The sequence below is a fragment of the Sphingomonas aerolata genome (assembly GCF_003046295.1).
Taxonomy (GTDB): Bacteria; Pseudomonadota; Alphaproteobacteria; order Sphingomonadales; family Sphingomonadaceae; genus Sphingomonas; species Sphingomonas aerolata.
Genome location: NZ_PZZN01000002.1, coordinates 795,219 through 817,741 on the forward strand (window position 1 = coordinate 795,219; position 22,523 = coordinate 817,741).

Here is a 22,523-nt window from a genome sequence, read left to right on the forward strand (position 1 = left end):
CGCCTCGTGGAGGGGGCGGCTACCGATATAAAAGATGCGTGTCAAACATCATTTTAGCAATATAGTTTCAAATTGCTGTGAGCGCGTTGGAAAATCGAGCGCGTCCGTGCGCGTCCAGGCGGCCGGCGGTTGGTGGCGAAGCCAAGTATATTGCCGCTTGGCATAGCGCCGCGTGGCAAGCGATCCGGCGGCGATCGCCTCGGCCAGCGAGTTTTCCCCGCGGACGAGCGCGGCGATCTCGGGAACGCCGATCGCGCGGCGGATCGGCGCGTCCTGCGGGATGTCGATGCGGGCGAGGAGTGCGGTAACTTCCGCTTGGCTGGTCTCGGCCATCTCGGCGAAGCGCTGGTCGATGCGCGCGTTCAGCCAGCCGCGGTCGGGGATCAGGATCAGCGCGCGGACGTCGAGCCGGTCGCCGATCCCGCCCAACCGTTCGGTCTGCCAGTCGGCGAGCGTGCGGCCGGTCCCGCGGACCACCTCCAGCGCGCGCGCGACGCGCGTGGTGTCGGCGGCGTTGAGCCGTGCGGCGGCGGGCGGATCGAGCAGAGCGAGGGCTGCATGCGCCTCGGCGACGGGGAGCGCGCGGACCTGCTTGCGCAGATCGGGGTCGATCGTGGGGACGGGGGCAATGCCGTCGAGCAGCGTGCGGATATAGAGCCCGGTGCCGCCGACCAGGATCGGCAGTCTGCGCTCCGCCACCACTTCGTCGATTGCGCGCGTCGCCTCGGCGGCCCAGCGTGCGGCGGAATAGGTCGCGTCGGCGGCGTCGACATGGCCGAACAGGCGGTGCGGGGCGCTGGCTTCCTCTTCGGCCGAAGGACGCGCGGTGAGGATCCGGAGATCGGCATAGACCTGCGCGGAATCGGCATTGATGACGACGCCGTCGTGGCGCGCGGCAATGGCAAGCGCGAGCGCGGACTTGCCGCTCGCGGTCGGCCCTGCGATGAGCGCGACCTTCGGGAGATGTTCTATGTTCACGGCAACGCTTATAGCCTCGGGCACGCTGACCGCAGGCGATATTTCGACCGCGATGGACCGGCTCCGCGACGCCGGCTGCGCGCCGGGTGCGAGCGGCTGGATCGACGAAGGTGACGCCGCCGACCTGATCTTCGGCATGGCGCCCGATGCGGCGCGGACCGCGCTCGAGGGGGCGTTCGGCAAAACCGATGTGGTCGTGCAGTCGAGCCTGACCCGCACCAAGGCGCTGCTGATCGCGGACATGGATTCGACGATGATCACCGTCGAGTGCATCGACGAGCTCGCCGATTATGCGGGAATAAAGCCGCAGATCGCCGAGATCACCGAGCGCGCGATGCGCGGTGAACTCGATTTCGAGGAGGCGCTCGATGCGCGCGTCGCGCTGCTCGAGGGGCTGGCGGAGAGCGACATCGAACGCTGCCTCGCCGATCGGGTAACGATCATGCCGGGTGCGCAGGCGCTGGTACGGACGATGCGCGCGCGCGGCGCGAAGGCGGTGCTCGTGTCGGGCGGCTTCACGCGCTTTGCCGAGCCGGTGGCGCGGACGATCGGGTTCGACGTCGCGATCGCGAACGTGCTGGAGATTGCGGACGGTACGCTGACGGGGCGGGTCGCTCGGCCGATCGTCGGGTCGCATACCAAGCTGGCGACGCTGCACGCCGCGCTAGCCGAGCACGGGATCACGGTCGAAGAGTCGCTCGCGGTCGGCGACGGCGCGAACGACCTCGCGATGATCAAGGCAGCGGGGCTGGGCGTCGCCTATCATGCCAAACCGATCGTCGCGGCAGCCGCGGCGGCACGGATCGACCATGGCGATCTGACCGCGCTGCTCTATGCCCAGGGCCTGCCGCGCGCCGCCTGGGTGACCGAATGAGCGCCGTCAAGCGCGTTTCCAGCCACCGAGTCCCTCTTTGGTAATCCAGGTTAAGCCACTGCGCCATATCCCGGCTTGCTAAGCTGTATCCAAAAATTAGGGGTCGATGCCAAAGACTTGCGATTGATTGGCTGAGACGAATGGATGCTGGCTGGGACTATGAGCGCTTCAAGGCGTTCACCTGTGCGGACGACGACGACATTGATACCTTCCGCCGGCTTGCCGGGCCAACGATCGGTTTGAAGCGTGGCGAGATCCTGCGGATGCAGGGGGCACCCGACCCACAGGTCTATATACTGCTGAGCGGCTGGGTTGCGTGCAGCATCATCGTCGGCGAGAGCGCGCGGCAGATCGTCAAGGTTCATCTGCCCGGCGATCTGGTCGGGATGCCGAGCCTTGCCGCCCCGACCGCGTGCGACACGATCGAAGCGGTCTCGGCGGCGAAGCTCGGCGTGATCGAGACCGCAGCGATCGGGCAGGTGTTCAGCAGCAACCCGCGGCTCGCGGCCTTGCTCTTCCTCGTCTCGCAGCAGGAGCGTGTCGTGCTGATGGAGCGGCTGGCGTCGATCGGGCGGACCAGCGCGGCGAGCCGGATCGCCGCGCTGATCCTCGAACTGCGCACCCGGCTGCGGCGCAACGATCCGACGATCGAAAATGTCGTGCCGGTGCCGCTGACGCAGGAGGATATCGGCGACATGACCGGGCTGACCCCGGTCTATGTCAACCGGACGCTGCGCCAGCTGCGGACCTCGGGGATCGCGACGTGGCGGCGCGGGGTCATCACGATCGACGACCGCGACGCGCTGGCGGTCCTCGCCGCGTTGCCGCAGAGTCCGGAACGCGACACGAGCTGGATCCCGAGCCGGCGCGGCTGAACGCCGGGCGTGTCGGGATGCGTCAGGGGGCGACGATGACGCAGGGCTGGCCTGACGCGGCGCAGGCGCGCGTCGCGTCCGCCCGGCTGGCGAATCCGCCCGCCTGCAGCCGCGTCACCGGTCCCGCCGCGACATAGCTGGGCTGCGCGCCGCCCAGCCTGCCCTTGACCTTGCCCCACAGCGTCTCGGCATTGCCGCGATCGCGGAACGCGCCAAGCTGGATCCGCCATTTCCCCGACCCGGCCACCGGCTTCGCTGCTGGCTTCGGCACGGGCTTCGGCGCCGGCTTGGGCGCGGACGCGAGCCGGGGCGGGGTGACCGGTGCGGGTCTGGTCGCGGCTTGCGAGGCAGCACGCTCCGGCGCAGCGCGCGGGGGCACCGGCGCGGGGGACACGGATGAGGCGGGGACCGTGGTGCGCGCGACCGGCGTCACCGGCCGGGGAGCGGGCTGGGGAGCGGGCCTGGCAGGGCCAGTGGCCGAGATCGGCGGCGGCGACGCAGGCGACAGTCCCGACCGCGCGATCTTTTCCTGCGCTGCATAGCGCTCGGCGAGCGCCGTGCCGCGCTGGCGGTCTTCGGGGGAGATATACTGGTCCATCTGCGCCAGCGTCTGCGAGGCCGACTGCAATCCCGACGTGCTCGCGCGCGACATCAGCGCATAGGCGCGCGGGTAATCGCGGGGCACCGCGTCGCCGTTGAACAACATCGTCCCGAGCACGAGCTGCGTCCGCGGTTCGCCGCGCGCCACCGACTTTTCGAGCCAGGGCAGCGCGTCCGCCTTCTTGTTGGCCTGGAACAGCGCGAGGCCGTAATTGTCCTGCGCCTGGACATGACCCTGCAGCGCCGCCTTGCGGAACCAGCTTTCGGCGAGCGCGGGGTCGAGCGTGACGCCGCGGCCGAGCTTATAGGCCTGGGCGAGATTGAACTGCGCATCGGCGTCGCCCGCGATCGCGAGCGGACGCCACTGGTCGATCGCGGTCGCATAGTCGCCGCGGCTCCAGGCATCGACGCCGGCCTTCACGTCCGCCGCGGCCGGCACCGCGCCCAGCGCCGCTACCGTCGCCGCCGCGCCCAGAATCAGGTTGCGCATCGAGTACCTCGTTAAAGCCAAATGATGATCGTCATGTCGCGATAGCCCGGCGAAGGCAAAGATCGGGTTAAGCCGTGCGCCGGTCGGGTGTGGGGGCGCGGCACGTTGTCGTAACGGCTTGGGAACCACGCGTTAACCGCTTCTTATCCGCTGGCATGGCATCGCGTGCCCTGGTTGACGAGACGTAAGGGGGCTTATGCGCGTTCTGGCGATGGCATCGCAGAAAGGCGGGTCGGGAAAGACGACTCTGTCCGGGCATCTCGCGGTCCAGGCGGAGCGCGCTGGGCAGGGGCCGGTCGTGCTGATCGATATCGATCCGCAAGCGTCGCTGACCGACTGGTGGAACGAGCGCGAGGCGGAGGCGCCGGCGCTGGCGCAGACCACGGTCGCGCGGCTCGCCGCCGATCTCGAAATTCTTCGCCAGCAGGGGTTCAAGCTGGCGGTGATCGACACGCCGCCGTCGATCACGGTCGCGATCCAGACGGTGATTCAGATCGCCGAGCTGATCGTCGTACCGACCCGGCCGAGCCCGCATGACCTGCGCGCGGTCGGCGCGACCGTCGATCTGTGCGATCGCGCGGGCAAGCCGCTGATCTTCGTCGTCAATGCAGCGACCCCCAAGGCGCGGATCACGGCCGAGGCGATCGTCGCGCTCTCTCAGCACGGCACCGTCGCGCCGATGACGATCCACCAGCGCACCGATTTCGCCGCCTCGATGATCGACGGCCGCACGGTCATGGAGGTCGATCCCAAGGGCAAGTCCGCGGCGGAGATCGAAGCGCTCTGGACCTATGTCACCGACCGGCTCGAAAAGAATTTCCGGCGCACGGTGTTCAGCGTGCCGAACGCTGGCGCGGGGTTCGGGCAGCGCGGGCCTGCGCCGGGCTTCGGCCGGCGGGTGGTCGGATGAGCGCGATGCCCGCCCGCCCGCCCGTTCCGCCGCATCCCGAATCGGCCGACGTGCCGAAGCCGCTGGGCTCGCTGTCGGCGTCGCTGCTGGCGCGCAAGGGCGACGCCCGCCCGGCGATGCGGCCGCTCGCGCTCGGTACGGCCACGGGCGTACCGGTCGAGGATGATGCCGCTCCTGTCGCGTCGGTGACGGTTGCGACCGCACGCCGGATCGCGCGCGAGAGCGCAACCAGAACGCGCAACGGCAAGGCCGCCTTCACGCTCCGCCTCGACAGCGACCGTCATGTCCGGCTGCGGCTGGCGAGTGCGATGACGCGGCATTCGTCGCAACACCTCGTGACGCTCGCGCTCGATGCCTTTCTTCAAAATCTGCCCGAGGTCGACGCGCTCGTTGCGCAGCTTCCCGTGACCAGGGCCCCGAAATGAACCGGTGGGATCATAGCCGATGACGACGCGAATCCTTCTTTCGATGGGGCTGTCGGCCCTTGTACTGGGCGGCACGATGGTCGGGTGCAGCGCGGGCAAGACCGGCCGCGGCCTCGCCTCGGCGAGCGATCGCAACGCCGATCTCGAGGCCAAGGCGGGCGCGGTGAACGCGCACCGTGCCGAGGTCGCGCTGGCCCGGCACGATGGCGGCGCCGCGGTCTATTTTGCCGAGGCGGCGGTGGCGATGATGCCGCAATCGGCGGCGTATCGGCTGCTGCTCGCACAGGGCTATCTCCAGGCGGGGCGGTTCACCTCGGCGCGGCAGGGGTTTGCCGATGTGTTGGCGCTGTCGCCGGCGGACGGGAAGGCGGCGCTCAACCTGGCGCTGACGCAGATCGCGGGTGGCGACACGCAGGGCGCGCGGCAGACGCTCGAACGCAACGCATCGATCATACCGCCGAGCGATCGTGGCCTCGCGCTGGCGCTGGCGGGCGATGCAGGCGGCGCGATCGGGCTGCTGACCGAGGTCGCACGCTCGTCCGAAAGCAATGCGAAGGCCCGGCAGAACCTGGCGCTCGCGCTCGCGCTGGCGGGCCAGTGGCAGGCCGCGCGCGTCGTCGCCGCCGCCGACCTCGCGCCGACCGAGGTCGATGCGAGGCTCGAACAATGGGCCCGTTTCGCTCAGCCGACGACGTCATATGAGCAGGTCGCCGGCCTGCTCGGCGTGCGCGCGATCGCCGATGCCGGCCAGCCCGCCGCACTCGCGCTCAACCGCGCACCGCTCATGCCGACGGTCTCGCCGATCGAGGCGCTGGCCGCGGTCGAACGCAGCGCGCGGCCCGTCACACTGGCCGAAGCGGGATCGACTTCAGCCCCGTCGAGGATCACCTTCGCCGCGCCGCGCGAGGTCGTCCAGGCCCTGCCCGGCGGCACGCCGACGATGCTCGCCAGCCGCAGCGAGGGCGCCGTGCTCGCCGCGCGTGCGCAACGCGGCGTGCGCGCGATCCCGGCGGGGACGGGCGACTGGTATGTCCAGATCGGCGCCTATGACAATGCCGGCGTCGCCAAGGCCGCCTGGAGCCAGGCGACGCGTCGTTTCGACGGCTTCTCCGGCCGCCAGCCCAACGGCATGGCGTTCAGGACGAATGGCGAGGCCTATTACCGCCTTTCAGTCGGCGGGTTCGGCCGCGACGAGGCGGATCGGGTCTGCCGGCGTTACCGCGCGACCGGCGGCGCGTGCTTCGTCCGGCAGGGGGCCGGCGACCAGATGGCGCAGTGGCTGCGCGGCGGCGGCGTCGAGGTCGCGACCCGCTGAACGACAGGCGAGATCCGGCGCGCGATGCCCGTCAGATCTCGCGGCCGCCTTTCCAGACGCGCAGCACCTTGCCCTGCACCGGCAGGCCGTCGAACGGCGTGTTGTTCGCGCTGGCGGCGAACGCGTCGCCGGTGATCTGCCACGGCGCCTGATCGTCGAACAGCAGCAGATCGGCGGGCTTGCCGACCTCGAGCGTCCCGGTGTCGAGCCCGAGCACCGCGGCCGGGTTGCGGCTCAGCAGCGCGAACAGCCGCGACAGCGTGACCCGTTCGTCGCGCACCAGCATCAGCGCGAGCGGCAGCAGCGTCTCGGCTCCCGCCATCCCCGCGCTCGAATCGGCGAAGGGCAGGCGCTTTTCCTCGGGCCCGCGCGGATCATGCGCGGAGCAGATCACGTCGATCGTGCCGTCGGCGACCGCCGCCAGCGCCGCCTGGCGATCCGATTCACTCCTGAGCGGCGGCGAGAGATGCGCGAAGCTGCGGAAATCACTGACCGCGATGTCGGACAGATGGAGATGCGCGGGCGTGATGCCGCAGGTCACTGCCACACCGCGGCGCTTCGCAGCACGGATCAGGTCGAAGCTGGCCGCGGTCGTCACCTGGCGGATGTGAAGCCGGGCACCGGTGTCCTCGGCCAGCATCAGGTCGCGCGCGATCGCCAGCGCCTCGGCGATCGCGGGGGCGGCGGGCAGGCCGAGCCGGGTCGCGGTCTCGCCCGCGGTCGCCACGGCGCCCGCGGTCAATCCGCCATCCTCGGCATGCGTGACGACCGCGATGTCGAGGTCGCGCGCATAGGCGAGCACGCGGTGCATGACGCCGCTGTCGGCGATCCAGCCCTTGCCGGTGCCGACCGCGCGCGCGCCCGCCGACAGGCAGACCGCCATCTCGGCAAGGTCATGCCCGGCCAGCGCCTGAGTCGCGGCGGCGATCGGGTGGATCCACAGGTCGGGTTTGCCGATCAGCGCGGCGCGCTGGACGATGCCGGGATCGTCGAGCACCGGCGACTGGTCGGGCATCAGCCCGACGCGGACGATGCCGCCCGCGCGGAACGCGGCCCGGTCGATCTTCGCCACGCCCAGATCGACGATGCCGGGGGCGAGCGTCTTGCCCGCGCAGTCGATTGTCTGCGCATCGGCGGGGATCTCGACCAGCCCGGTCGCGACGACGACGCCGTCGCGGATCAGGAGATTGCCCTTGGTGATCCCGCCGATCGGGCAGACGAGCGTCGCATTGGTGAGCGCGAGGATCATGCCCAGCCCTCCACACCGCGCGCCCGGCGGGTCAGCACGTCGAGGCACGCCATGCGGACCGCGACGCCCATCTCGACCTGCTCGGTGATCGCCGATCGGGCATGGTCGGCGACCGCCGAATCGATCTCGACGCCGCGGTTCATCGGCCCGGGGTGCATCACCAGCGCATCGGGCGCCGCGCGAGCGAGTCGTTCGAGCGTCAGCCCGTAACGCATCCGGTATTCACGCGTGGAGGGCACGTACGCACCGTCCATCCGCTCGTTCTGCAGGCGCAGCATCATGACCACGTCGGCGCCCTCCAGCGCGGCATCGAAATCGGTGAACGGGGTGACCCCCATCTTGTGGATCGCCGCGGGCATCAGCGTCGAGGGCGCGCAGACGCGGACCTCGGCGGCCAGCGCGGTGAGTGCGAGGATGTTCGAGCGCGCGACGCGGCTGTGCAGCACGTCGCCGCAGATCACGACACGCTGCCCCGCGATCGACCCGCGCCGGCGGCGGATCGTCAGCGCGTCGAGCAGCGCCTGGGTCGGATGTTCGTGGCGGCCGTCGCCTGCGTTCAGGACGGGGCAGTCGACCTTGTCCGCGATCAGCCGCACCGCACCGCTCGCCATGTGGCGGATGACGATGACGTCGGCGCGCATCGCGTTCAGCGTCATCGCGGTGTCGATCAGCGTCTCGCCCTTCTTCACGCTCGACTGCGCGGCGTGCATGTTAACGACGTCGGCGCCGAGCCGCTTGCCCGCGATCTCGAACGACAGCAGCGTGCGCGTGCTGTTCTCGAAAAACGCGTTGATCTGTGTCAGGCCCGCGAGCCTTTTGTCGGGGGTCGCGTGGGTGCGGTTCGCCTCGACCCAGGTTTCCGCCTCGTCGAGCAGGAACGCGATCTCGTGCGGCTGGAGCCCGTCGATCCCGGTAAGGTGCCGGTGCGGGAAGACGGCGCCGCCCTCGATGAGGGTGGCGGGGCGGTGATCTGAACGTTGCATCAAGCGCGCTGGGTAGTGCGGTGCAGCGGCGGGGGCAAGGTTTGGCTTTGCGGTTAGCGTGGCGGATGCCCTCGATCCGACGCTATTCGGCTGCGCGGTGGACAACCCGGTACAAGGCGCCGCGATCGGTCGACCATACCAGGCGCAGCCGGGCGTCGGTCGGCCATTTCACGCGGGGCGTATCGATCAGCCAGACGAGGTCGAATGCGGCGTACGGAATCGTTGCCAGCGCGCGTTGCAGATCATAGCCTTCGTCATAACGGCAGCCGGGGGCAAAGAGCGCCTGACTGCCGGCATAAACGAAGCCGCCGGCCTCTGGCCGATGGATGCGCAACTGCGAGGACGGGATGTCCCAGAGCCCGTTGACGAACGCATCGCGGCGGACGATCGCCATCATCCCCAGATGATCCATGCGGCGACTGGTCCATTGCGTCTCGCACGGCAGATCAGCCAGCGCGACGACCCGGCTGCCGCGCGGGATATGGTCGATCGCGGCAAGCTGGTCCTGGAGGCGTTCCTCGAGGCGCGCCCAGCTGACGGTCTGAACCGCCAGCCGGGTGCCGAGAAAGGCGAGCGCTGCAAGCGCCACCATCGTTAGGTGCCGGTGGTTCGTCGTGGTCGGCGACAGCGACAGGATCGCGAGGGCCAGCGCACAGGGCAGCAGCCGCATGTCGGTGAACGACGATCCCATGACCATTCCCGGCATCAGCAGGAACACGCAGAACAACAGCCCCGAGGCGCAGGCCAGGCGCGCTTCCATCCGAAACCCGGCGCCCCGCAACCCGCAGAGCACGAGGCCATAGAGTAGCATCACGCTGGCGATGTCGAAGCCGAGATGCTGGTCGCGCAATATAGCGGCGACAAAGAACAGCTTGAGCAACCAGGAAAACCACTGGGCGACACCTGCCGATGCCGTGCCGGACTGCGCCAGCATGATGACGATCGGGACGGCGAGCGGCAGGCACGCAAGCCCGGCGCTCCAGATCGCGCGCGGCCAGCCTCGACCGTCGCGACGCGCGGTCACCAGCTCGATCGCGAACACCGCGACGCAGAATGCACCCCAGCCGGCGACGTGCGTCACCCACAGGAGCAGCCCAAGCGGCAGGAATACCGCCGTGCGCAGGCGATAGCGGCGGCCGCGACCCAGCCGCATCCACAGCGCGATCAGCGGAAAGGCGAAGGCGATCGAGAGCGTGTAGTTGAGAAAGCCATATTGGAACGGCATGCCAAAGGTCAGCGGAAGCGCGAAGAACGCGCTGGGCGGAATCCTCCCATGCGCTTCCTTCGCGACGGCAAGCATACCCGCCGCGGTCAGCACCGCCGCCGCGATCAAGGCGATCTTCGTCGTCTCGACCACGTCAAGCAAGGGTTCGGCCGCAGCGACGAGCAGGTCCATGCCGAGATTGCCCGACAGGCGCCACTGAACTGCGAACCATTGATGAAAATAGGGCGAGCTATCGATCCGGGCGTCGATGGCGAAGCGCGCCAGATGCCCGTAAATGTCGATCAATGGCGCAACCGCGGGCCGGAGCAGCGGCACCGCGAGCGTCAGGCTGATCAGAACGGCGAACCACGGCGTCGACCACCATGATCCGGGAGGCGGGGCGTCCTGTCGCGTGATCGTCGACCTTGGCATCGGCCCGCTTTTCCACGGAACCTCCAAAGACACGGTTAACGCGCTAGATCTGCGCGGTCACCAGCGCGTCGATCGCGCCCTGGAGGATGTACGCCGCCGCCATCTTGTCGACCAGCTCGGCGCGCTTGGCGCGGCTGGCGTCCTGTTCGATCAGCGTGCGCGTGACCGCGACCGTCGACCAGCGTTCGTCCTGAAGCAGGATCGGCAGCCCCATGTCCTTCAGATTCTGCGCGAACGCCCGCGTCGATTGCGAGCGCGGACTTTCGCTGCCGTCGAGGTTGATCGGCAGGCCGATGACGAGCCCGACGACCTTCTGCGCCGTGATCATCTCGGCGAGCGCGGCCTTGTCCTTCTGGAACTTGGTGCGGCGGATCAGCAAGGCGGGGCTCGCGAACGACCAGCCGGCATCGCACAGCGCGGTGCCGATCGTCTTGGTGCCGACGTCGAGACCGATCAGCCGCCCGCCATTCGGCAGCGCATCACGGAACTGCGCGGGGGAGAGCGTGATCATCGCGTGAACGCCGCAAGACGGCGGTTGGCGTCCGCGCGCACATTCGCCCAGAACAGCGGATAGTCGTACACGTGGTAGTTGTTCCCGGGGAGCACGTAAGGCCCGAGATCGGGGCCCTCGCCGATCAGCAGGATACCCCGGTCGCCGCAGCGCGCGGGCACGTTGCCGATCGACAGCGTCGCGCTCGACAGGTCGGCGGACGGGACCAGCGTGCCGAGATTGGCGGTCGCGGGCGCGCCGGCATCGGCGGTCCCGGTCAGCGGGTTGGTGCAGATCATCGGCGTGCCCTTGCGCGGTTGCCCGTCGAACCCGGTGGTCCGGTCATAGGTTTCGACGACGAGCGACGGATCGGCGGGCTCGGCGAAGCTTTCCCATGACAGGATGCAGCCGGTCTGATCGTCGCTGCGGCATTCGGCCAGACCCATCCGCGGCAGGTCGGTGACGCGCGAGACCGGCCAGCCGACGACATAGGCGGCGACGATCCGCGCCTTCAGTTTCGGGTCGGTCGCGATCCGGTCACGCAGCAGCCGGGTGAGGTGGAGCGCGCCCTGGCTGTGTCCGGCGAGGATGATCGGGCGGGTCGGGCCGGCTTCCTTGAGGAACCGGTCGAACGCGGCGGTGACGTCGCCGTATGCGAGCGCGAGCGCGCGTTCGCTGTCGGCCTCGCTGGTCAGGAACGCGCCGAAGGTCGCCTGGCGATAGCGCGGCGCCCAGATGTCGCCCGCGCCGTTGAACGCGCTCGCCTGGCCGCGCAGGAACAGTTCGGCACGGGCATTGGTCTCGGGGTCGTCGATCGGCGCGTTCCAGTGGTCGCGGCTGATGTACGAGGTCGGGTGGATGAAGAAGATCGCCGCGCCCGTTCCCGGGGTGCCGGGTGCATAGCCTTCGGGTGTCCAGAGCGCGGGGTTACCGGGACGATCCGGACGCGCGAGCCACAGGATCTTGCGCGCATAGATGTTCGCCGGCGCCTTGCGCTGCGCCTGGAACGTCTCGCTCGGGACCATCGCGATCCGCATCAGCTCGGTCCCGTACAGGCGATAGGCGAGCAGCGCGGCGATCGCGAGGACGATCATCGCGGTAACGAAATAGAGAAACTTGCGGGCCAAGCGGGACCTTCCGTGCAGGCGGTGGCGTCCCCGTGCCGCATGCGCGGCGCGGTTGCAACGGGTGCGTTTCCGCGGGGGAACACGAAGGGTGTTGCGCGCTCGCGCCGCGCGGTGCTAGCCGAGCGCCATGTCCGTAGATACTGCAACCGTGAAGCGGATCGCGAGCCTTGCGCGCATCGCGATCACCGACGAGGACGCCGCGCGTATCGCGCCCGAACTCGGAAACATCCTTGGCTGGATCGAGATGCTGGGCGAGGTCGATACGACCGGCGTCGAGCCGATGACCGCCGTCATCCCCAACACGCTGCGGCTGCGCGACGACGTCGTCAACGCCGATCCGCTGACCGGCGGCAATATCCGCGAGCAGGTGCTGGCGAACGCGCCCGTAGCTGAACACGGCTTCTTCGCCGTGCCCAAGGTGATCGAATAATGACCGACCTTACCGATCTCGGCATCGCCGGCATCCGCGACGGCGTGCGCGACGGCAGCTTTTCGGCGCGCGACGTCGCCGACGCGTTCATCGTCAAGGTGAGCCAGGCCAAGGCGCTCAACGCGTTCCTGGTCGAGACGCCCGACCATGCGATCGCCGCCGCCACCGCCGCCGATACCGCGCGCGCCGCCGGCGAGACGCTCAAGCCGCTGGCCGGCGTCCCGATCGGCATGAAGGACCTGTTCTGCACCAAGGGCGTCACGACGACCGCGGCGAGCCATATCCTCGAAGGCTTCACGCCGACCTATGAGTCGACCGTCTCGCAGAATCTGTGGGATGCGGGTGCGGGGATGCTCGGCAAGCTGAACATGGACCAGTTCGCGATGGGGTCGTCGAACGAGACCTCCGCGTTCGGCAACGTGATCAGCCCCTGGAAGCGCAACGACGGCAATGGAGTGGGGGGCAACGCCGCGCTCGCACCCGGCGGGTCGTCGGGTGGCTCCTCGTCGGCGGTCGCCGCGCGGCTGTGCCCCGGCGCGACCGGCACCGATACCGGCGGCTCGATCCGCCAGCCTGCCGCCTTTACCGGTATTTCGGGCATCAAGCCGACCTATGGCCGCTGCTCGCGCTGGGGGACGATCGCGTTCGCCTCGTCGCTTGACCAGGCGGGGCCGATGGCGCGTGACGTCCGCGACTGCGCGATCCTGCTCGAGGCGATGGCCGGGTTCGATTCGAAGGACGGCACCTCGCTCCAGCTCGACGTGCCCAAGTGGGAAGCGGGCCTGTCGGCCAGCCTCGCGGGCCTGCGCGTCGGTATCCCCAAGGAATACCGCGTCGACGGCATGCCCGAGGAGATCGAGGCGCTCTGGCAGAAGGGCATCGACTGGCTGAAGGATGCCGGCGCGACGATCGTCGAGGTCTCGCTCCCGCACACCAAATACGCGCTGCCCGCCTATTACATCATCGCGCCCGCGGAAGCCTCGTCGAACCTCGCGCGCTATGACGGCGTGCGCTACGGCATCCGCGACCTGCCGGCCGGATCGGGCCTGCAGGACATGTACGCCGCGACGCGCGCCGACGGCTTCGGCCCCGAGGTGAAGCGCCGCATCATGATCGGCACCTATGTGCTGTCGGCCGGCTATTACGACGCGTATTATACGCAGGCGCAGAAGATCCGGACGCTGATCGCGCGCGATTTCGAAAAGGCGTGGGAGACGTGCGACGTCCTGCTCACCCCGACCGCCCCATCGGCGGCGTTCGCGCTTGGTGAAAAGTCGGCCGATCCGATCGCGATGTATCTGAACGACGTCTTCACCGTGCCGTCGTCACTCGCGGGTCTGCCGGCGATGTCGGTGCCGGGCGGTCTCGACAAGCAGGGCCTGCCGCTTGGGCTTCAGATCATCGGCAAGCCGCTCGACGAGCAGGGCGTGCTGAACGCCGGGCTCGCGATCGAGCAGCGGGCGGGGTTCACCGCCCGGCCCGAGGCGTGGTGGTAACCGATCGCGCCTTCGTCACGCGCAACGTCGCCGTGCTGCGCGAGGCGCAGAACGCGCTCAACGTTGCGTTCGGGGCGATCCTCAGCGCCTATGTCGGCGTGTCGCTGACCGAGATCGACAACCGGCCGTTCGATCACGCCGTACTCGCACGCTTCTTTCTCGGGCTCGCGGTGTTCATCCTGTGCCTGTGCGTCGGCAACAGCGTGATTTTGCGCGGCGATTACCGGCTGGGCGCGGTGTTCCTCGTGCTGGCCGGCGGTGCCGCCGCGGCCGCGCATCACGAGGCGCTGGTGCTCGGTTTCGAGGGCGCGATCCTGCGTATTCTTTCGGCGTGCTGGGTGGTCGGCCTGCTCGGCAGCAACGCGGCACTGACCGCGATCAACTATATTCATCATCGGAACCGGATATGAGCGACTATCGCATTCAGGGCGACACGGGCGAGTGGGAGGTCGTGATCGGCCTCGAAGTCCATGCGCAGGTGACGTCGAACGCCAAGCTGTTCTCGGGCGCGGCGACCGCGTTCGGGGCCGAGCCCAACACACAGGTCAGCCTCGTCGACGCGGCGATGCCCGGCATGCTGCCGGTGCCGAACCGCGAGTGCATCCGCCAGGCGGTCCGCACCGGCATGGCGATCGAAGCGCAGATCAACAAATGGTCGCGGTTCGACCGGAAGAACTATTTCTATGCCGATCTGCCGCAGGGCTATCAGATCAGCCAGCTCTATCATCCGATCGTCGGCGAAGGCGCGATCGACATCAGCCTCGACGAGAAGAACCCCGATGCCGCGGGCAAGCGGATCGGCGTCGAGCGCATCCATGTCGAGCAGGATGCGGGCAAGCTGATGCACGACCAGCATCCGACCCAGTCCTATGTCGATCTCAATCGCTCGGGCGTCGCGCTGATGGAGATCGTGTCGAAGCCCGATCTCGCATCGCCCGCGGAAACGGGCGCGTATCTGCGCAAGTTGCGGTCGATCCTGCGCTATGTCGGATCGTGCGACGGCAATATGGAAGAGGGCTCGATGCGCGCCGACGTCAATGTCAGCGTGCGCAAGCCCGGCGACGAACTCGGCACGCGGACCGAGACGAAGAACGTCAATTCGGTGCGCTTCGTGATGGCGGTGGTCGAGCAGGAGGCCAAGCGCCAGGTCGAGGTGCTCGAGGCCGGCGGCAAGATCGTGCAGGAGACGCGGCTCTACGATCCCGATCGCAACGAGACGCGGTCGATGCGGTCGAAGGAAGATGCGCATGATTACCGCTACTTTCCCGATCCGGATCTGTTGCCGCTCGTGCTCGACGATGCGTTCCTCGAGGAATGCCGGGCGTCGCTGCCCGAACTGCCCGACGCGAAGCGCGCGCGCTATGAGGCGCTCGGCATCACCGCCTATCAGGCGACGGTGCTGACCGCCGAAGTCGAGGCGGCGCGCTGGTTCGATGCGTTGCTCGATGCGGGCGTGAAGCCGGCGGCGGCGGCGAACTGGACGACGTCGGAGCTGTTCGGTGCGCTCAACCGGACGGGCAGGGACATCGCCAACTCGCCGGTATCGCCGGCACAGGCGGCGGAACTGCTCGGGCTGATCGCCGACGGCACGCTGTCGGGAAGTCTTGCCAAGCAGGTGTTCGAGGTGATGCTCGAGACAGGCGACGGCGCGGCGAAGGTCGTCGAGGATCGCGGGCTGAAGCAGACCAGCGACACGGGCGCGATCGAGAAGGTCATCGCCGAGGTGATGGCCGCGAACGCGGACAAGGTCGCGGATTACCGCGGCGGCAAGGACAAGCTGTTCGGGTTCTTCGTCGGCCAGACGATGAAGGCGATGGGCGGCAAGGCGAACCCGGCGGTGGTGAACGAAGTGCTGAAGAGCGCGCTCGGGGAGTCGGTGGCGCCGTAAGCCCTGTTCTCCCGCGAACGCGGGAGCCCAGGGTGACGGGGCGCAGCGCTACTGGAACTCTGGGCCCCCGCCTTCGCGGGGGAACGGTCGGGGGCGGGTGTCCAGAACATCATCACCCCGGCGCAGGCCGGGGTCCAGTTGGGGGACGTTGCCGATCAAGCGCTGTGCATCGTTACTACGACCTCTCCAACTGGACCCCGGCCTTCGCCGGGGTGGTGGTAATTGCGAGGCTAGGCACGAAAGCCGGAGCCCAACTTTGGCATTAAGCCGCCACCTTCTGCGGATGGTGCGGCACCAGGATCAGCACATTCTCCTCGACCCGCCACGATGCGAGTCGCGACAGGAAGTTCATCCCCAGCACGTTGGTGTCGCCGAACGCCGGCGACACCACGACCTGAAGGTCGCGCGCGACGATCGCGCCGAGCTTCAGCTCGCCGATCCGGCCCGACTGCGCGGGAATCGCACCATTGGCGGTCTGGAGGACGATCGGCACCACGCTAGTCCGCGCATCGATTCCCGCCGCGTCGGCCGTCTTCGTCGAAATCGCGGTGATCGTCGCGCCGCTGTCGATCAGCAACCGGCGCTCGACCCCGTCGATCCGCGCCCGCGCCCAGAAATGGCCGTCGGGCGACATGCGGATTCGCACCTCGCCACCGACGACCGTCTGGTCCTCTATCCGCAGCAGTTTGGCGATCTTGCCGAGATAGGGATCGAACTGGCTGCGCTGGCCGATCGCGACGAACAGCAGACCGACCAGCGCGAGCGTCATCACGAGATTGACGAGCGTCCGCAGGATCGGGATCCGCTGCGCAAGGACGAAGACCAGCACCGCGACTCCGAGTGCCACGTACAGCGTCTGATGCTGGGCCAGGTCGGGAAGCAGCCCGAAAAGCGGGGTGCTGGCGGGCGTGGAAATGTGCGGTTCCTGCAAGAAGGGGGTGGACAGCCTGTGCTATCCACCCCCGCATTTATGGTTGCTGACCGGTGCGGCTTATTGCGCGTCCGAATCCTGGTTCTTGATCACGCCGCCGGTGCCGCCGACGCCGTCGGGCATGCACGTCTTGGTGAACGTCTCGGGCTCGTCGCCGCCTTCGCCGCGTTCGACCGCGTCGGAGCGCGACTGCACCGCCTGCTCGATGTCGCTGCGCGTGTCCGCGTCACGGTCCTCGGGGCGGGTTTCGGGATTGGTGCCCGCATGGGGATCGGCCATGATCAGAACTCTGGCTGGATGGGGGCGGGATCGGTCGAGGGTGCGCCCGGATCGGGAACGTCGATGTCCGGCGCGGGTGGATTGAACTCCGGCGGCGGCGTCGTCGGCTCGGCAGGCGACGAGGGCGTCGGGAATTCCGCTGGGGGTTGGGTAGCCATGATGCTCTCTCCTTCTTCTGCATCAACGCGCACGATCGTATCGAGTTGCCCACCGACTTACCTTGCGTGCTTGCCCCGGGATACAACGTTGGTATAGACGCGCCCGCTACGGCGATGTCCTGTGCGGGCGTGGCGGAACTGGTAGACGCAGCAGGTTTAGGTCCTGCCATCGCAAGATGTGGGGGTTCGAGTCCCTTCGCCCGCACCACTCCGCCGCACTGGCGGGGCGACCGCCAGATGAATTTTTCCCGAATGCTCTTTTAGACAAAGGCCGGACATGCAGACTGTCGAGACGTTGAACGAGGGCCTCAAGCGCGCCTACACCCTCACCATCACTGCGAAGGATATCGACTCGAAGGTCGATGTCGAGCTGAAGCGCCTCGCGCCGCAGATGAAGATGCCGGGCTTCCGTCCGGGCAAGGTGCCGGCAAACCTCATCCGCAAGATGCACGGCCCCGCGCTGACGCAGGACGCGCTGAACGCCGCGATCCAGGAAGGCGTGCAGAGCCTAGTCGCCGAAAAGCAGCTGCGTCCCGCGATGCAGCCCTCGGTCGAGCTGGAAGACGGCTATGACCTCGGCAAGGACGCGGTCGTCAAGGTCGAGATGGAGGTCCTGCCGCAGGTCCCCGCACCGGCGATCGACGGCCTGAAGCTCGAGCGCCTGACCGTGCCCGTCGCCGACGAGGCGGTCACCGAGCAGCTCCAGAAGTTCGCCGACCAGCAGAAGAAGTGGGACGACGCCGCTGACGATTATGCCGCGGCGATGGGCGATCTCGTCACCGTCGATTTCGTCGGCAAGACCGCCGATGGCGTCGCGTTCGACGGCGGCACCGGCACCGACATGGGCGTCGAGCTCGGTGCAGGACGTCTGATCCCCGGCTTCGAGGATCAGCTCGTCGGCGTGAAGACCGGCGAGGAGAAGGTCCTGAACGTGACCTTCCCCGAGGAGTATCAGGAGAAGTCGCTCGCGGGTCAGCCGGCCACGTTCGACATCACCGTCAAGTCGGTCAAGACCGCGGGCGAGAGCAAGATCGACGAGGATCTTGCCAAGTCGCTGGGTCTCGAGAGCCTCGAGCAGCTTTCGGGCCTGCTCAAGGGTCAGATCGAGCAGGAGCATAACGGGCTCACGCGCACGCACATGAAGCGCAAGCTGCTCGACCAGCTCGCCGAGGGTCATGACTTCGAGGTTCCGCCGTCGATGGTGGAAGCCGAGTTCAACCAGATCTGGTCGCAGCTCCAGCACGAAGCCACGCACGAAGCCGATCCCGAGGCCGCGATGGCCGAGATGGAAGGCGAGCGCGACGATTACCGCAAGATCGCCGAGCGTCGCGTGCGCCTCGGCCTGCTCCTGTCCGAGATCGGCCAGGCAAACGGCGTCGAGGTGTCCAACCAGGAAATGCAGCGTCTGCTCGCCCAGGCGGCCCAGCAGTATCCCGCCGAGCAGCGCCAGCAGTTCATGCAGTATGTCCAGTCCGAGCCGATGGCCGCTGCCCAGCTGCGCGCCCCGCTGTACGAGGACAAGGTCGTCGACTTCCTGTTCGAGAAGGCCGAGATCACCGACCGCGAAGCCACCCGCGAGGAGCTGGAAGCTGCGATCGAGAGCGAGGACGGTTTCGCCAGCGGCACGCACGTGCATGACCATGACAACCACAAGCCGAAGAAGAAGGCTGCCGCCAAGAAGAAGGCAGCACCTGCCGACGACGCAGCGGTGACCGACGAGGCGCCCGCTTCGGACGCCGCGGACGAGGCCAAGCCTGCCAAGAAGGCTCCCGCCAAGAAGAAGGCGGCTCCGGTCGAGGCTGAGACGGCGGTAACGGAATCGTCGCCGGTCGCGGCTGAAAATGCCGAGGGCACCGAAGCTGCCGACGCGCCGGCCAAGAAGCCGCGCGCCAAGAAGGCTGCGACCAAGACCGAGGCGTAAGCCGATCGGAGTGCCTCTTCGCTGAGGCACTCCCCCCGTTTTCGGGCCACTTCCCCGGCGGAGGCCGGGGTCCAGTTGGAAAGGTTGCTGTGACGGCGCGCAAAGCTTCGTTATGGACCTTCCCCAACTGGGCCCCTGCCGCCGCCGGGGATTTGCGTTGATTGGAAGACGCGTTGATCGTTACGCCGTCTTCGACTGTACAGGGCAGGGCATGACCGAACCGAGAATCGCCGTCCTGCTGCCCTGCTACAACGAAGAGGCCGCGATCGCGCAGACGGTGGCGGGATTCCGCGCCGCGCTGCCCGGCGCGACGATCTACGTCTACGACAACAACAGCGCCGACCGCACGGTCGCGGTCGCCCGCGCGGCGGGGGCCGTCGTCCGGACCGAACGGATCCAGGGCAAGGGCGCGGTCGTCCGGCGGATGTTCGCGGACATCGATGCCGATATCTACGTCATGGCGGACGGCGACGCGACCTATGACGCGGCATCCGCGCCGGCTTTGGTCGCGCGCGTGCTCGACGAGCAGCTCGACATGGTCGTCGGATCGCGGATCAGCCAGGTCCAGGAAAGCTATCGCCGCGGGCACCGGTTCGGCAACGCGCTGCTCACGGGCATGCTCGCGCGGCTCTTCGGGCGCAGCTTCACCGATATCCTGTCTGGCTACCGCGTCTTCTCGCGGCGGTTCGTGAAGAGCTTCCCGTCACTGTCGGCGGGGTTCGAGATCGAAACCGAGATCAGCGTCCACGCGCTCGAACTCAAGATGCCGATCGGCGAGGTCGAGACGCCCTATTTCGCGCGGCCCGAGGGGTCCGAATCGAAGCTGAGCACCTACGCCGACGGCTGGCGGATCCTGCGGACGATCATGACGCTGTACCGGATCGAGCGGCCCTTGTGGTTCTTCGGCGCGATCGGCGGGGCGTTCGCGCTGCTCGCACTGCTGCTCGGCATCCCGCTGGTGCTCACCTATCTCGAAATCCATCAGGTGCCGCGTTTCCCGACCGCGATCCTGATCACCGGGCTCGGCATCTTCGCGGCTTTGAACGTGTTCACGGGGCTGATCCTCGACACCGTCGTTCGCGGCCGTCGCGAGGTACGGCGGCTGGCCTACCTGGCCTACCCCGCGCCTGGCGTCTGACTCCCGCTCTCGGAAGGGGCGGGGGGTAGGTGGTTCTCCTGACGGGTAGCAGGGCTTGAACTCCCCCGTGCGAGCGCCGATGTTGGCGGTTCACTGGGGCATAAGAGAGATTTCCATGCACAATCCGTTCGAGACCGGCGATTTCGCGAGCCCGTTGGCCAGCGCCGGGCTCGGCCTGCAGCAGACGCAAGCAGGCCTTGTTCCCATCGTTATCGAGCAGTCGAATCGCGGTGAGCGCTCGTTCGACATCTTCTCGCGCCTGCTCCGCGAGCGCATCATCTTCGTGACGGGCGGCGTCGAGGACGGCATGGCCTCGCTGATCACCGCCCAGCTCCTCTTCCTCGAGTCCGAGAACCCGAAGAAGGACATCTTCATGTATATCAACTCGCCGGGCGGTGTCGTCACGGCGGGCATGGCGATCCATGATACGATGCGGTATATCCGTCCGCGCGTCGGCACGGTGTGCATCGGCCAGGCCGCCTCGATGGGCAGCTTCCTGCTCGCGAGCGGTGAACCCGGCATGCGCGTCGCGATGACCAACGCACGGATCATGATCCATCAGCCATCGGGCGGTGCACAGGGCATGGCGAGCGACATCGAGATCCAGGCGCGCGAGATCCTGCGCATCCGCAAGCGGATGAACGAGCTCTATTCGCAGTATACCGGTCAGCCGATCGAGGAGATCGAACGCCGGATGGATCGCGACACGTTCCTCGAAGCGAATGAAGCGAAGGATTTCGGTCTGGTCGACGAGGTTTTCGACAAGCGTCCCGCCCCCGCGGACGACGCGGCGAAGCCTGCATAAGGCGAATCGTAAGCCTGGCGGGTTTATTTGATTGTAGGATATCCGGGGTGCGTTACGATGACCGCCCCGGAAACGGCACGCGCACCGACATGCGCGAGAGGTGATTGAATGACGAAGCTGAGCGGTGGCGACTCGAAGAGCACCCTCTATTGCTCGTTCTGCGGCAAGTCGCAGCACGAGGTGCGCAAGCTGATCGCCGGGCCGACGGTCTTCATCTGCGACGAGTGCGTCGAGCTATGCAACGACATCATCCGTGAGGAGACGAAGTCGGCGCTGGTGTCCAAGAAGGACGGCGGCGTACCGACTCCGCAGGAGATCTGCGACGTCCTCGACGATTATGTGATCGGCCAGAAGCGCGCCAAGCGCGTCCTGTCGGTGGCGGTGCACAATCACTACAAGCGGCTCAACCACGGCGCCAAGGGTGCCGATGTCGAGCTGTCCAAGTCGAACATTCTGCTCGTCGGGCCGACCGGTTGCGGCAAGACGCTGCTCGCACAGACGCTTGCCCGCATCCTCGACGTGCCGTTCACGATGGCCGATGCGACGACGCTGACCGAGGCCGGCTATGTCGGCGAGGATGTCGAGAACATCATCCTCAAGCTGCTCCAGGCCTCCGACTACAACGTCGAGCGGGCGCAGCGCGGGATCGTCTATATCGACGAGATCGACAAGATCAGCCGCAAGGCCGAGAACCCGTCGATCACGCGCGACGTGAGCGGAGAGGGCGTTCAGCAGGCACTGCTCAAGCTGATGGAAGGCACGACAGCGTCGGTGCCGCCACAGGGTGGTCGCAAGCATCCGCAGCAGGAATTCCTGCAGGTCGACACGACGAACATCCTGTTCATCTGCGGCGGTGCGTTCTCGGGTCTCGAGAAGATCATCGGCGATCGTCTGCAGGGCAAGTCGATCGGCTTCGGCGCCTATGTCGCCGGACCGGACGAGCGCAAGACCGGCGAGACGCTGAAGTCGGTCGAGCCTGAGGATCTTCTCAAGTTCGGGCTCATCCCCGAGTTCGTCGGTCGTCTGCCGGTGATCGCGACGCTCGAGGATCTCGACGTCGACGCGCTGGTGAAGATCCTGAAGGAGCCGAAGAACGCGCTGGTCAAGCAGTATCAGAAGCTGTTCGAGATGGAGGACGTCGCGCTCGGCTTCACCGACGACGCGCTGGTCTCGGTCGCCAAGAAGGGCATCGAACGCAAGACGGGTGCGCGCGGGCTTCGCTCGATCCTCGAGAGCATCCTGCTCGACACGATGTTCGACCTGCCCGGCATGGACGGCGTCGACGAGGTGATGATCGACAAGGACGTGATCGAGGGCCGCAAGGAACCGATCCGCGTCTATGCCGAAAAGAAGAAGGCCGGCGACGCGGCCTGATCCGCGGCGACACTGGTGAGGAAGGGGCGTCGAGCGATCGGCGCCCTTTTTTTGGTCCGGGAAGGCGCTGCATTGTCCGTCATCCTGAGGAACGTCAGGACCCAGAGTCGCTGAGCGTCGCGTTTGGTATCCTGGGTCCTGACTTTCGTCA

At 67.6% G+C, this 22,523-nt stretch carries 23 protein-coding genes and 1 tRNA gene; 14 read left to right on the forward strand and 10 right to left on the reverse strand.

Annotated features, from left to right (window positions below; translation table 11 throughout):
* Positions 1-48: 48 nt before the first annotated feature.
* Positions 49-978 carry a tRNA (adenosine(37)-N6)-dimethylallyltransferase MiaA gene (gene miaA / locus C8J24_RS11085; RefSeq protein WP_107932332.1) on the reverse strand — a complete coding sequence of 310 codons (930 nt, stop codon included), beginning with the start codon at positions 976-978 and terminating at the stop codon, positions 49-51.
* Here miaA and serB point away from each other — a divergent pair.
* Positions 971-1,852: a phosphoserine phosphatase SerB gene (gene serB / locus C8J24_RS11090; protein WP_107932825.1), complete on the forward strand. Its 882-nt coding sequence runs from the start codon at positions 971-973 to the stop codon at positions 1,850-1,852. The genes miaA and serB overlap by 8 nt on opposite strands.
* 140 nt (positions 1,853-1,992) lie before the next feature.
* Positions 1,993-2,727, forward strand: a complete 735-nt coding sequence (locus C8J24_RS11095) for a Crp/Fnr family transcriptional regulator (protein WP_107932334.1) — start codon at positions 1,993-1,995, stop codon at positions 2,725-2,727.
* 22 nt (positions 2,728-2,749) lie between these two features.
* Here C8J24_RS11095 and C8J24_RS11100 read toward each other — a convergent pair whose 3' ends face one another.
* Positions 2,750-3,817 (reverse strand): SPOR domain-containing protein, encoded by a 1,068-nt coding sequence (locus C8J24_RS11100; protein WP_056405462.1) that lies wholly within the window; start codon positions 3,815-3,817, stop codon positions 2,750-2,752.
* Positions 3,818-4,013: 196 nt separating this feature from the next.
* Between C8J24_RS11100 and C8J24_RS11105 the strand changes: the two genes are divergently transcribed.
* The 3 genes from C8J24_RS11105 to C8J24_RS11115 are packed head-to-tail and all read left to right on the forward strand — an operon-like array spanning position 4,014 to position 6,467.
* Positions 4,014-4,727 (forward strand): ParA family protein, encoded by a 714-nt coding sequence (locus C8J24_RS11105; protein WP_031441008.1) that lies wholly within the window; start codon positions 4,014-4,016, stop codon positions 4,725-4,727.
* On the forward strand, positions 4,724-5,152 hold the full coding sequence (locus C8J24_RS11110; RefSeq protein WP_420894107.1) for a hypothetical protein: 429 nt from the start codon (positions 4,724-4,726) through the stop codon (positions 5,150-5,152). The genes C8J24_RS11105 and C8J24_RS11110 overlap by 4 nt, the downstream gene beginning before the upstream one ends.
* A 19-nt stretch (positions 5,153-5,171) precedes the next feature.
* Positions 5,172-6,467, forward strand: a complete 1,296-nt coding sequence (locus C8J24_RS11115; protein ID WP_107932336.1) for an SPOR domain-containing protein — start codon at positions 5,172-5,174, stop codon at positions 6,465-6,467.
* Positions 6,468-6,498: 31 nt separating this feature from the next.
* Here C8J24_RS11115 and C8J24_RS11120 read toward each other — a convergent pair whose 3' ends face one another.
* The 5 genes from C8J24_RS11120 to C8J24_RS11140 form a co-directional block, all read right to left on the reverse strand.
* The gene (locus C8J24_RS11120) at positions 6,499-7,716 is read right to left on the reverse strand and encodes a dihydroorotase (RefSeq protein ID WP_107932338.1); all 1,218 of its coding nucleotides are present in this window, start codon (positions 7,714-7,716) and stop codon (positions 6,499-6,501) included.
* Positions 7,713-8,699 carry an aspartate carbamoyltransferase catalytic subunit gene (locus C8J24_RS11125; protein ID WP_056680280.1) on the reverse strand — a complete coding sequence of 329 codons (987 nt, stop codon included), beginning with the start codon at positions 8,697-8,699 and terminating at the stop codon, positions 7,713-7,715. Before C8J24_RS11125 ends, C8J24_RS11120 begins: the two co-directional genes overlap by 4 nt.
* Before the next feature lie 82 nt (positions 8,700-8,781).
* Complete coding sequence (locus C8J24_RS11130; protein ID WP_107932340.1) at positions 8,782-10,335, reverse strand: hypothetical protein; 1,554 nt, start codon at positions 10,333-10,335, stop codon at positions 8,782-8,784.
* A 43-nt stretch (positions 10,336-10,378) separates the two neighbouring features.
* Positions 10,379-10,846 (reverse strand): Holliday junction resolvase RuvX, encoded by a 468-nt coding sequence (gene ruvX / locus C8J24_RS11135; RefSeq protein ID WP_107932342.1) that lies wholly within the window; start codon positions 10,844-10,846, stop codon positions 10,379-10,381.
* Positions 10,843-11,952 carry a DUF3089 domain-containing protein gene (locus C8J24_RS11140; RefSeq protein ID WP_107932344.1) on the reverse strand — a complete coding sequence of 370 codons (1,110 nt, stop codon included), beginning with the start codon at positions 11,950-11,952 and terminating at the stop codon, positions 10,843-10,845. Before C8J24_RS11140 ends, ruvX begins: the two co-directional genes overlap by 4 nt.
* 127 nt (positions 11,953-12,079) lie before the next feature.
* Between C8J24_RS11140 and gatC the strand changes: the two genes are divergently transcribed.
* The 4 genes from gatC to gatB are packed head-to-tail and all read left to right on the forward strand — an operon-like array spanning position 12,080 to position 15,766.
* Positions 12,080-12,382 (forward strand): Asp-tRNA(Asn)/Glu-tRNA(Gln) amidotransferase subunit GatC, encoded by a 303-nt coding sequence (gene gatC / locus C8J24_RS11145; RefSeq protein ID WP_031438976.1) that lies wholly within the window; start codon positions 12,080-12,082, stop codon positions 12,380-12,382.
* The gene (gene gatA, locus C8J24_RS11150) at positions 12,382-13,878 is read left to right on the forward strand and encodes an Asp-tRNA(Asn)/Glu-tRNA(Gln) amidotransferase subunit GatA (protein ID WP_107932346.1); all 1,497 of its coding nucleotides are present in this window, start codon (positions 12,382-12,384) and stop codon (positions 13,876-13,878) included. Before gatC ends, gatA begins: the two co-directional genes overlap by 1 nt.
* Entirely contained in the window at positions 13,872-14,288 is a 417-nt protein-coding gene (locus C8J24_RS11155) for a hypothetical protein (protein WP_235188237.1), read from the forward strand. Before gatA ends, C8J24_RS11155 begins: the two co-directional genes overlap by 7 nt.
* Complete coding sequence (gatB, locus tag C8J24_RS11160; protein ID WP_107932348.1) at positions 14,285-15,766, forward strand: Asp-tRNA(Asn)/Glu-tRNA(Gln) amidotransferase subunit GatB; 1,482 nt, start codon at positions 14,285-14,287, stop codon at positions 15,764-15,766. Before C8J24_RS11155 ends, gatB begins: the two co-directional genes overlap by 4 nt.
* A gap of 262 nt (positions 15,767-16,028) precedes the next feature.
* Here the strand turns inward: gatB and C8J24_RS11165 are convergent, their stop codons facing one another.
* The 3 genes from C8J24_RS11165 to C8J24_RS17570 form a co-directional block, all read right to left on the reverse strand.
* Positions 16,029-16,613: a retropepsin-like aspartic protease family protein gene (locus tag C8J24_RS11165; protein WP_244180628.1), complete on the reverse strand. Its 585-nt coding sequence runs from the start codon at positions 16,611-16,613 to the stop codon at positions 16,029-16,031.
* Between the two features lie 144 nt (positions 16,614-16,757).
* The gene (locus C8J24_RS11170) at positions 16,758-16,976 is read right to left on the reverse strand and encodes a hypothetical protein (RefSeq protein WP_107932350.1); all 219 of its coding nucleotides are present in this window, start codon (positions 16,974-16,976) and stop codon (positions 16,758-16,760) included.
* A gap of 2 nt (positions 16,977-16,978) precedes the next feature.
* The gene (locus C8J24_RS17570; protein ID WP_166747620.1) at positions 16,979-17,134 is read right to left on the reverse strand and encodes a hypothetical protein; all 156 of its coding nucleotides are present in this window, start codon (positions 17,132-17,134) and stop codon (positions 16,979-16,981) included.
* Positions 17,135-17,257: 123 nt separating this feature from the next.
* On the opposite strand from C8J24_RS17570, the gene C8J24_RS11175 reads away from it, so the two are divergent.
* From C8J24_RS11175 to clpX, 5 genes are all read left to right on the forward strand, one after another.
* Positions 17,258-17,342 (forward strand) — tRNA-Leu (locus tag C8J24_RS11175).
* Positions 17,343-17,411: 69 nt separating this feature from the next.
* On the forward strand, positions 17,412-19,055 hold the full coding sequence (tig, locus tag C8J24_RS11180) for a trigger factor (RefSeq protein ID WP_031438970.1): 1,644 nt from the start codon (positions 17,412-17,414) through the stop codon (positions 19,053-19,055).
* Between the two features lie 211 nt (positions 19,056-19,266).
* Complete coding sequence (locus tag C8J24_RS11185; RefSeq protein ID WP_107932352.1) at positions 19,267-20,193, forward strand: glycosyltransferase family 2 protein; 927 nt, start codon at positions 19,267-19,269, stop codon at positions 20,191-20,193.
* Positions 20,194-20,308: 115 nt separating this feature from the next.
* Entirely contained in the window at positions 20,309-20,998 is a 690-nt protein-coding gene (locus C8J24_RS11190; RefSeq protein ID WP_031396413.1) for an ATP-dependent Clp protease proteolytic subunit, read from the forward strand.
* Between the two features lie 108 nt (positions 20,999-21,106).
* Positions 21,107-22,372 carry an ATP-dependent Clp protease ATP-binding subunit ClpX gene (gene clpX, locus C8J24_RS11195; RefSeq protein WP_031396414.1) on the forward strand — a complete coding sequence of 422 codons (1,266 nt, stop codon included), beginning with the start codon at positions 21,107-21,109 and terminating at the stop codon, positions 22,370-22,372.
* Positions 22,373-22,523 lie beyond the last annotated feature (151 nt).

Bases quoted from the DNA above. Each gene is read 5' to 3' on its own strand.
- serB (WP_107932825.1), top strand. From the start codon at position 971: ATGTTCACGGCAACGCTTATAGCCTCGGGCACGCTGACCGCAGGCGAT.
- C8J24_RS11095 (WP_107932334.1), top strand. From the start codon at position 1,993: ATGGATGCTGGCTGGGACTATGAGCGCTTCAAGGCGTTCACCTGTGCG.
- C8J24_RS11100 (WP_056405462.1), bottom strand. From the start codon at position 3,817: ATGCGCAACCTGATTCTGGGCGCGGCGGCGACGGTAGCGGCGCTGGGC.
- C8J24_RS11105 (WP_031441008.1), top strand. From the start codon at position 4,014: ATGCGCGTTCTGGCGATGGCATCGCAGAAAGGCGGGTCGGGAAAGACG.
- C8J24_RS11110 (WP_420894107.1), top strand. From the start codon at position 4,724: ATGAGCGCGATGCCCGCCCGCCCGCCCGTTCCGCCGCATCCCGAATCG.
- C8J24_RS11115 (WP_107932336.1), top strand. From the start codon at position 5,172: ATGACGACGCGAATCCTTCTTTCGATGGGGCTGTCGGCCCTTGTACTG.
- C8J24_RS11120 (WP_107932338.1), bottom strand. From the start codon at position 7,716: ATGATCCTCGCGCTCACCAATGCGACGCTCGTCTGCCCGATCGGCGGG.
- C8J24_RS11125 (WP_056680280.1), bottom strand. From the start codon at position 8,699: ATGCAACGTTCAGATCACCGCCCCGCCACCCTCATCGAGGGCGGCGCC.
- C8J24_RS11130 (WP_107932340.1), bottom strand. From the start codon at position 10,335: ATGCCAAGGTCGACGATCACGCGACAGGACGCCCCGCCTCCCGGATCA.
- ruvX (WP_107932342.1), bottom strand. From the start codon at position 10,846: ATGATCACGCTCTCCCCCGCGCAGTTCCGTGATGCGCTGCCGAATGGC.
- gatC (WP_031438976.1), top strand. From the start codon at position 12,080: ATGTCCGTAGATACTGCAACCGTGAAGCGGATCGCGAGCCTTGCGCGC.
- gatA (WP_107932346.1), top strand. From the start codon at position 12,382: ATGACCGACCTTACCGATCTCGGCATCGCCGGCATCCGCGACGGCGTG.
- gatB (WP_107932348.1), top strand. From the start codon at position 14,285: ATGAGCGACTATCGCATTCAGGGCGACACGGGCGAGTGGGAGGTCGTG.
- C8J24_RS11170 (WP_107932350.1), bottom strand. From the start codon at position 16,976: ATGGCCGATCCCCATGCGGGCACCAATCCCGAAACCCGCCCCGAGGAC.
- C8J24_RS17570 (WP_166747620.1), bottom strand. From the start codon at position 17,134: ATGGCTACCCAACCCCCAGCGGAATTCCCGACGCCCTCGTCGCCTGCC.
- tig (WP_031438970.1), top strand. From the start codon at position 17,412: ATGCAGACTGTCGAGACGTTGAACGAGGGCCTCAAGCGCGCCTACACC.
- C8J24_RS11185 (WP_107932352.1), top strand. From the start codon at position 19,267: ATGACCGAACCGAGAATCGCCGTCCTGCTGCCCTGCTACAACGAAGAG.
- C8J24_RS11190 (WP_031396413.1), top strand. From the start codon at position 20,309: ATGCACAATCCGTTCGAGACCGGCGATTTCGCGAGCCCGTTGGCCAGC.
- clpX (WP_031396414.1), top strand. From the start codon at position 21,107: ATGACGAAGCTGAGCGGTGGCGACTCGAAGAGCACCCTCTATTGCTCG.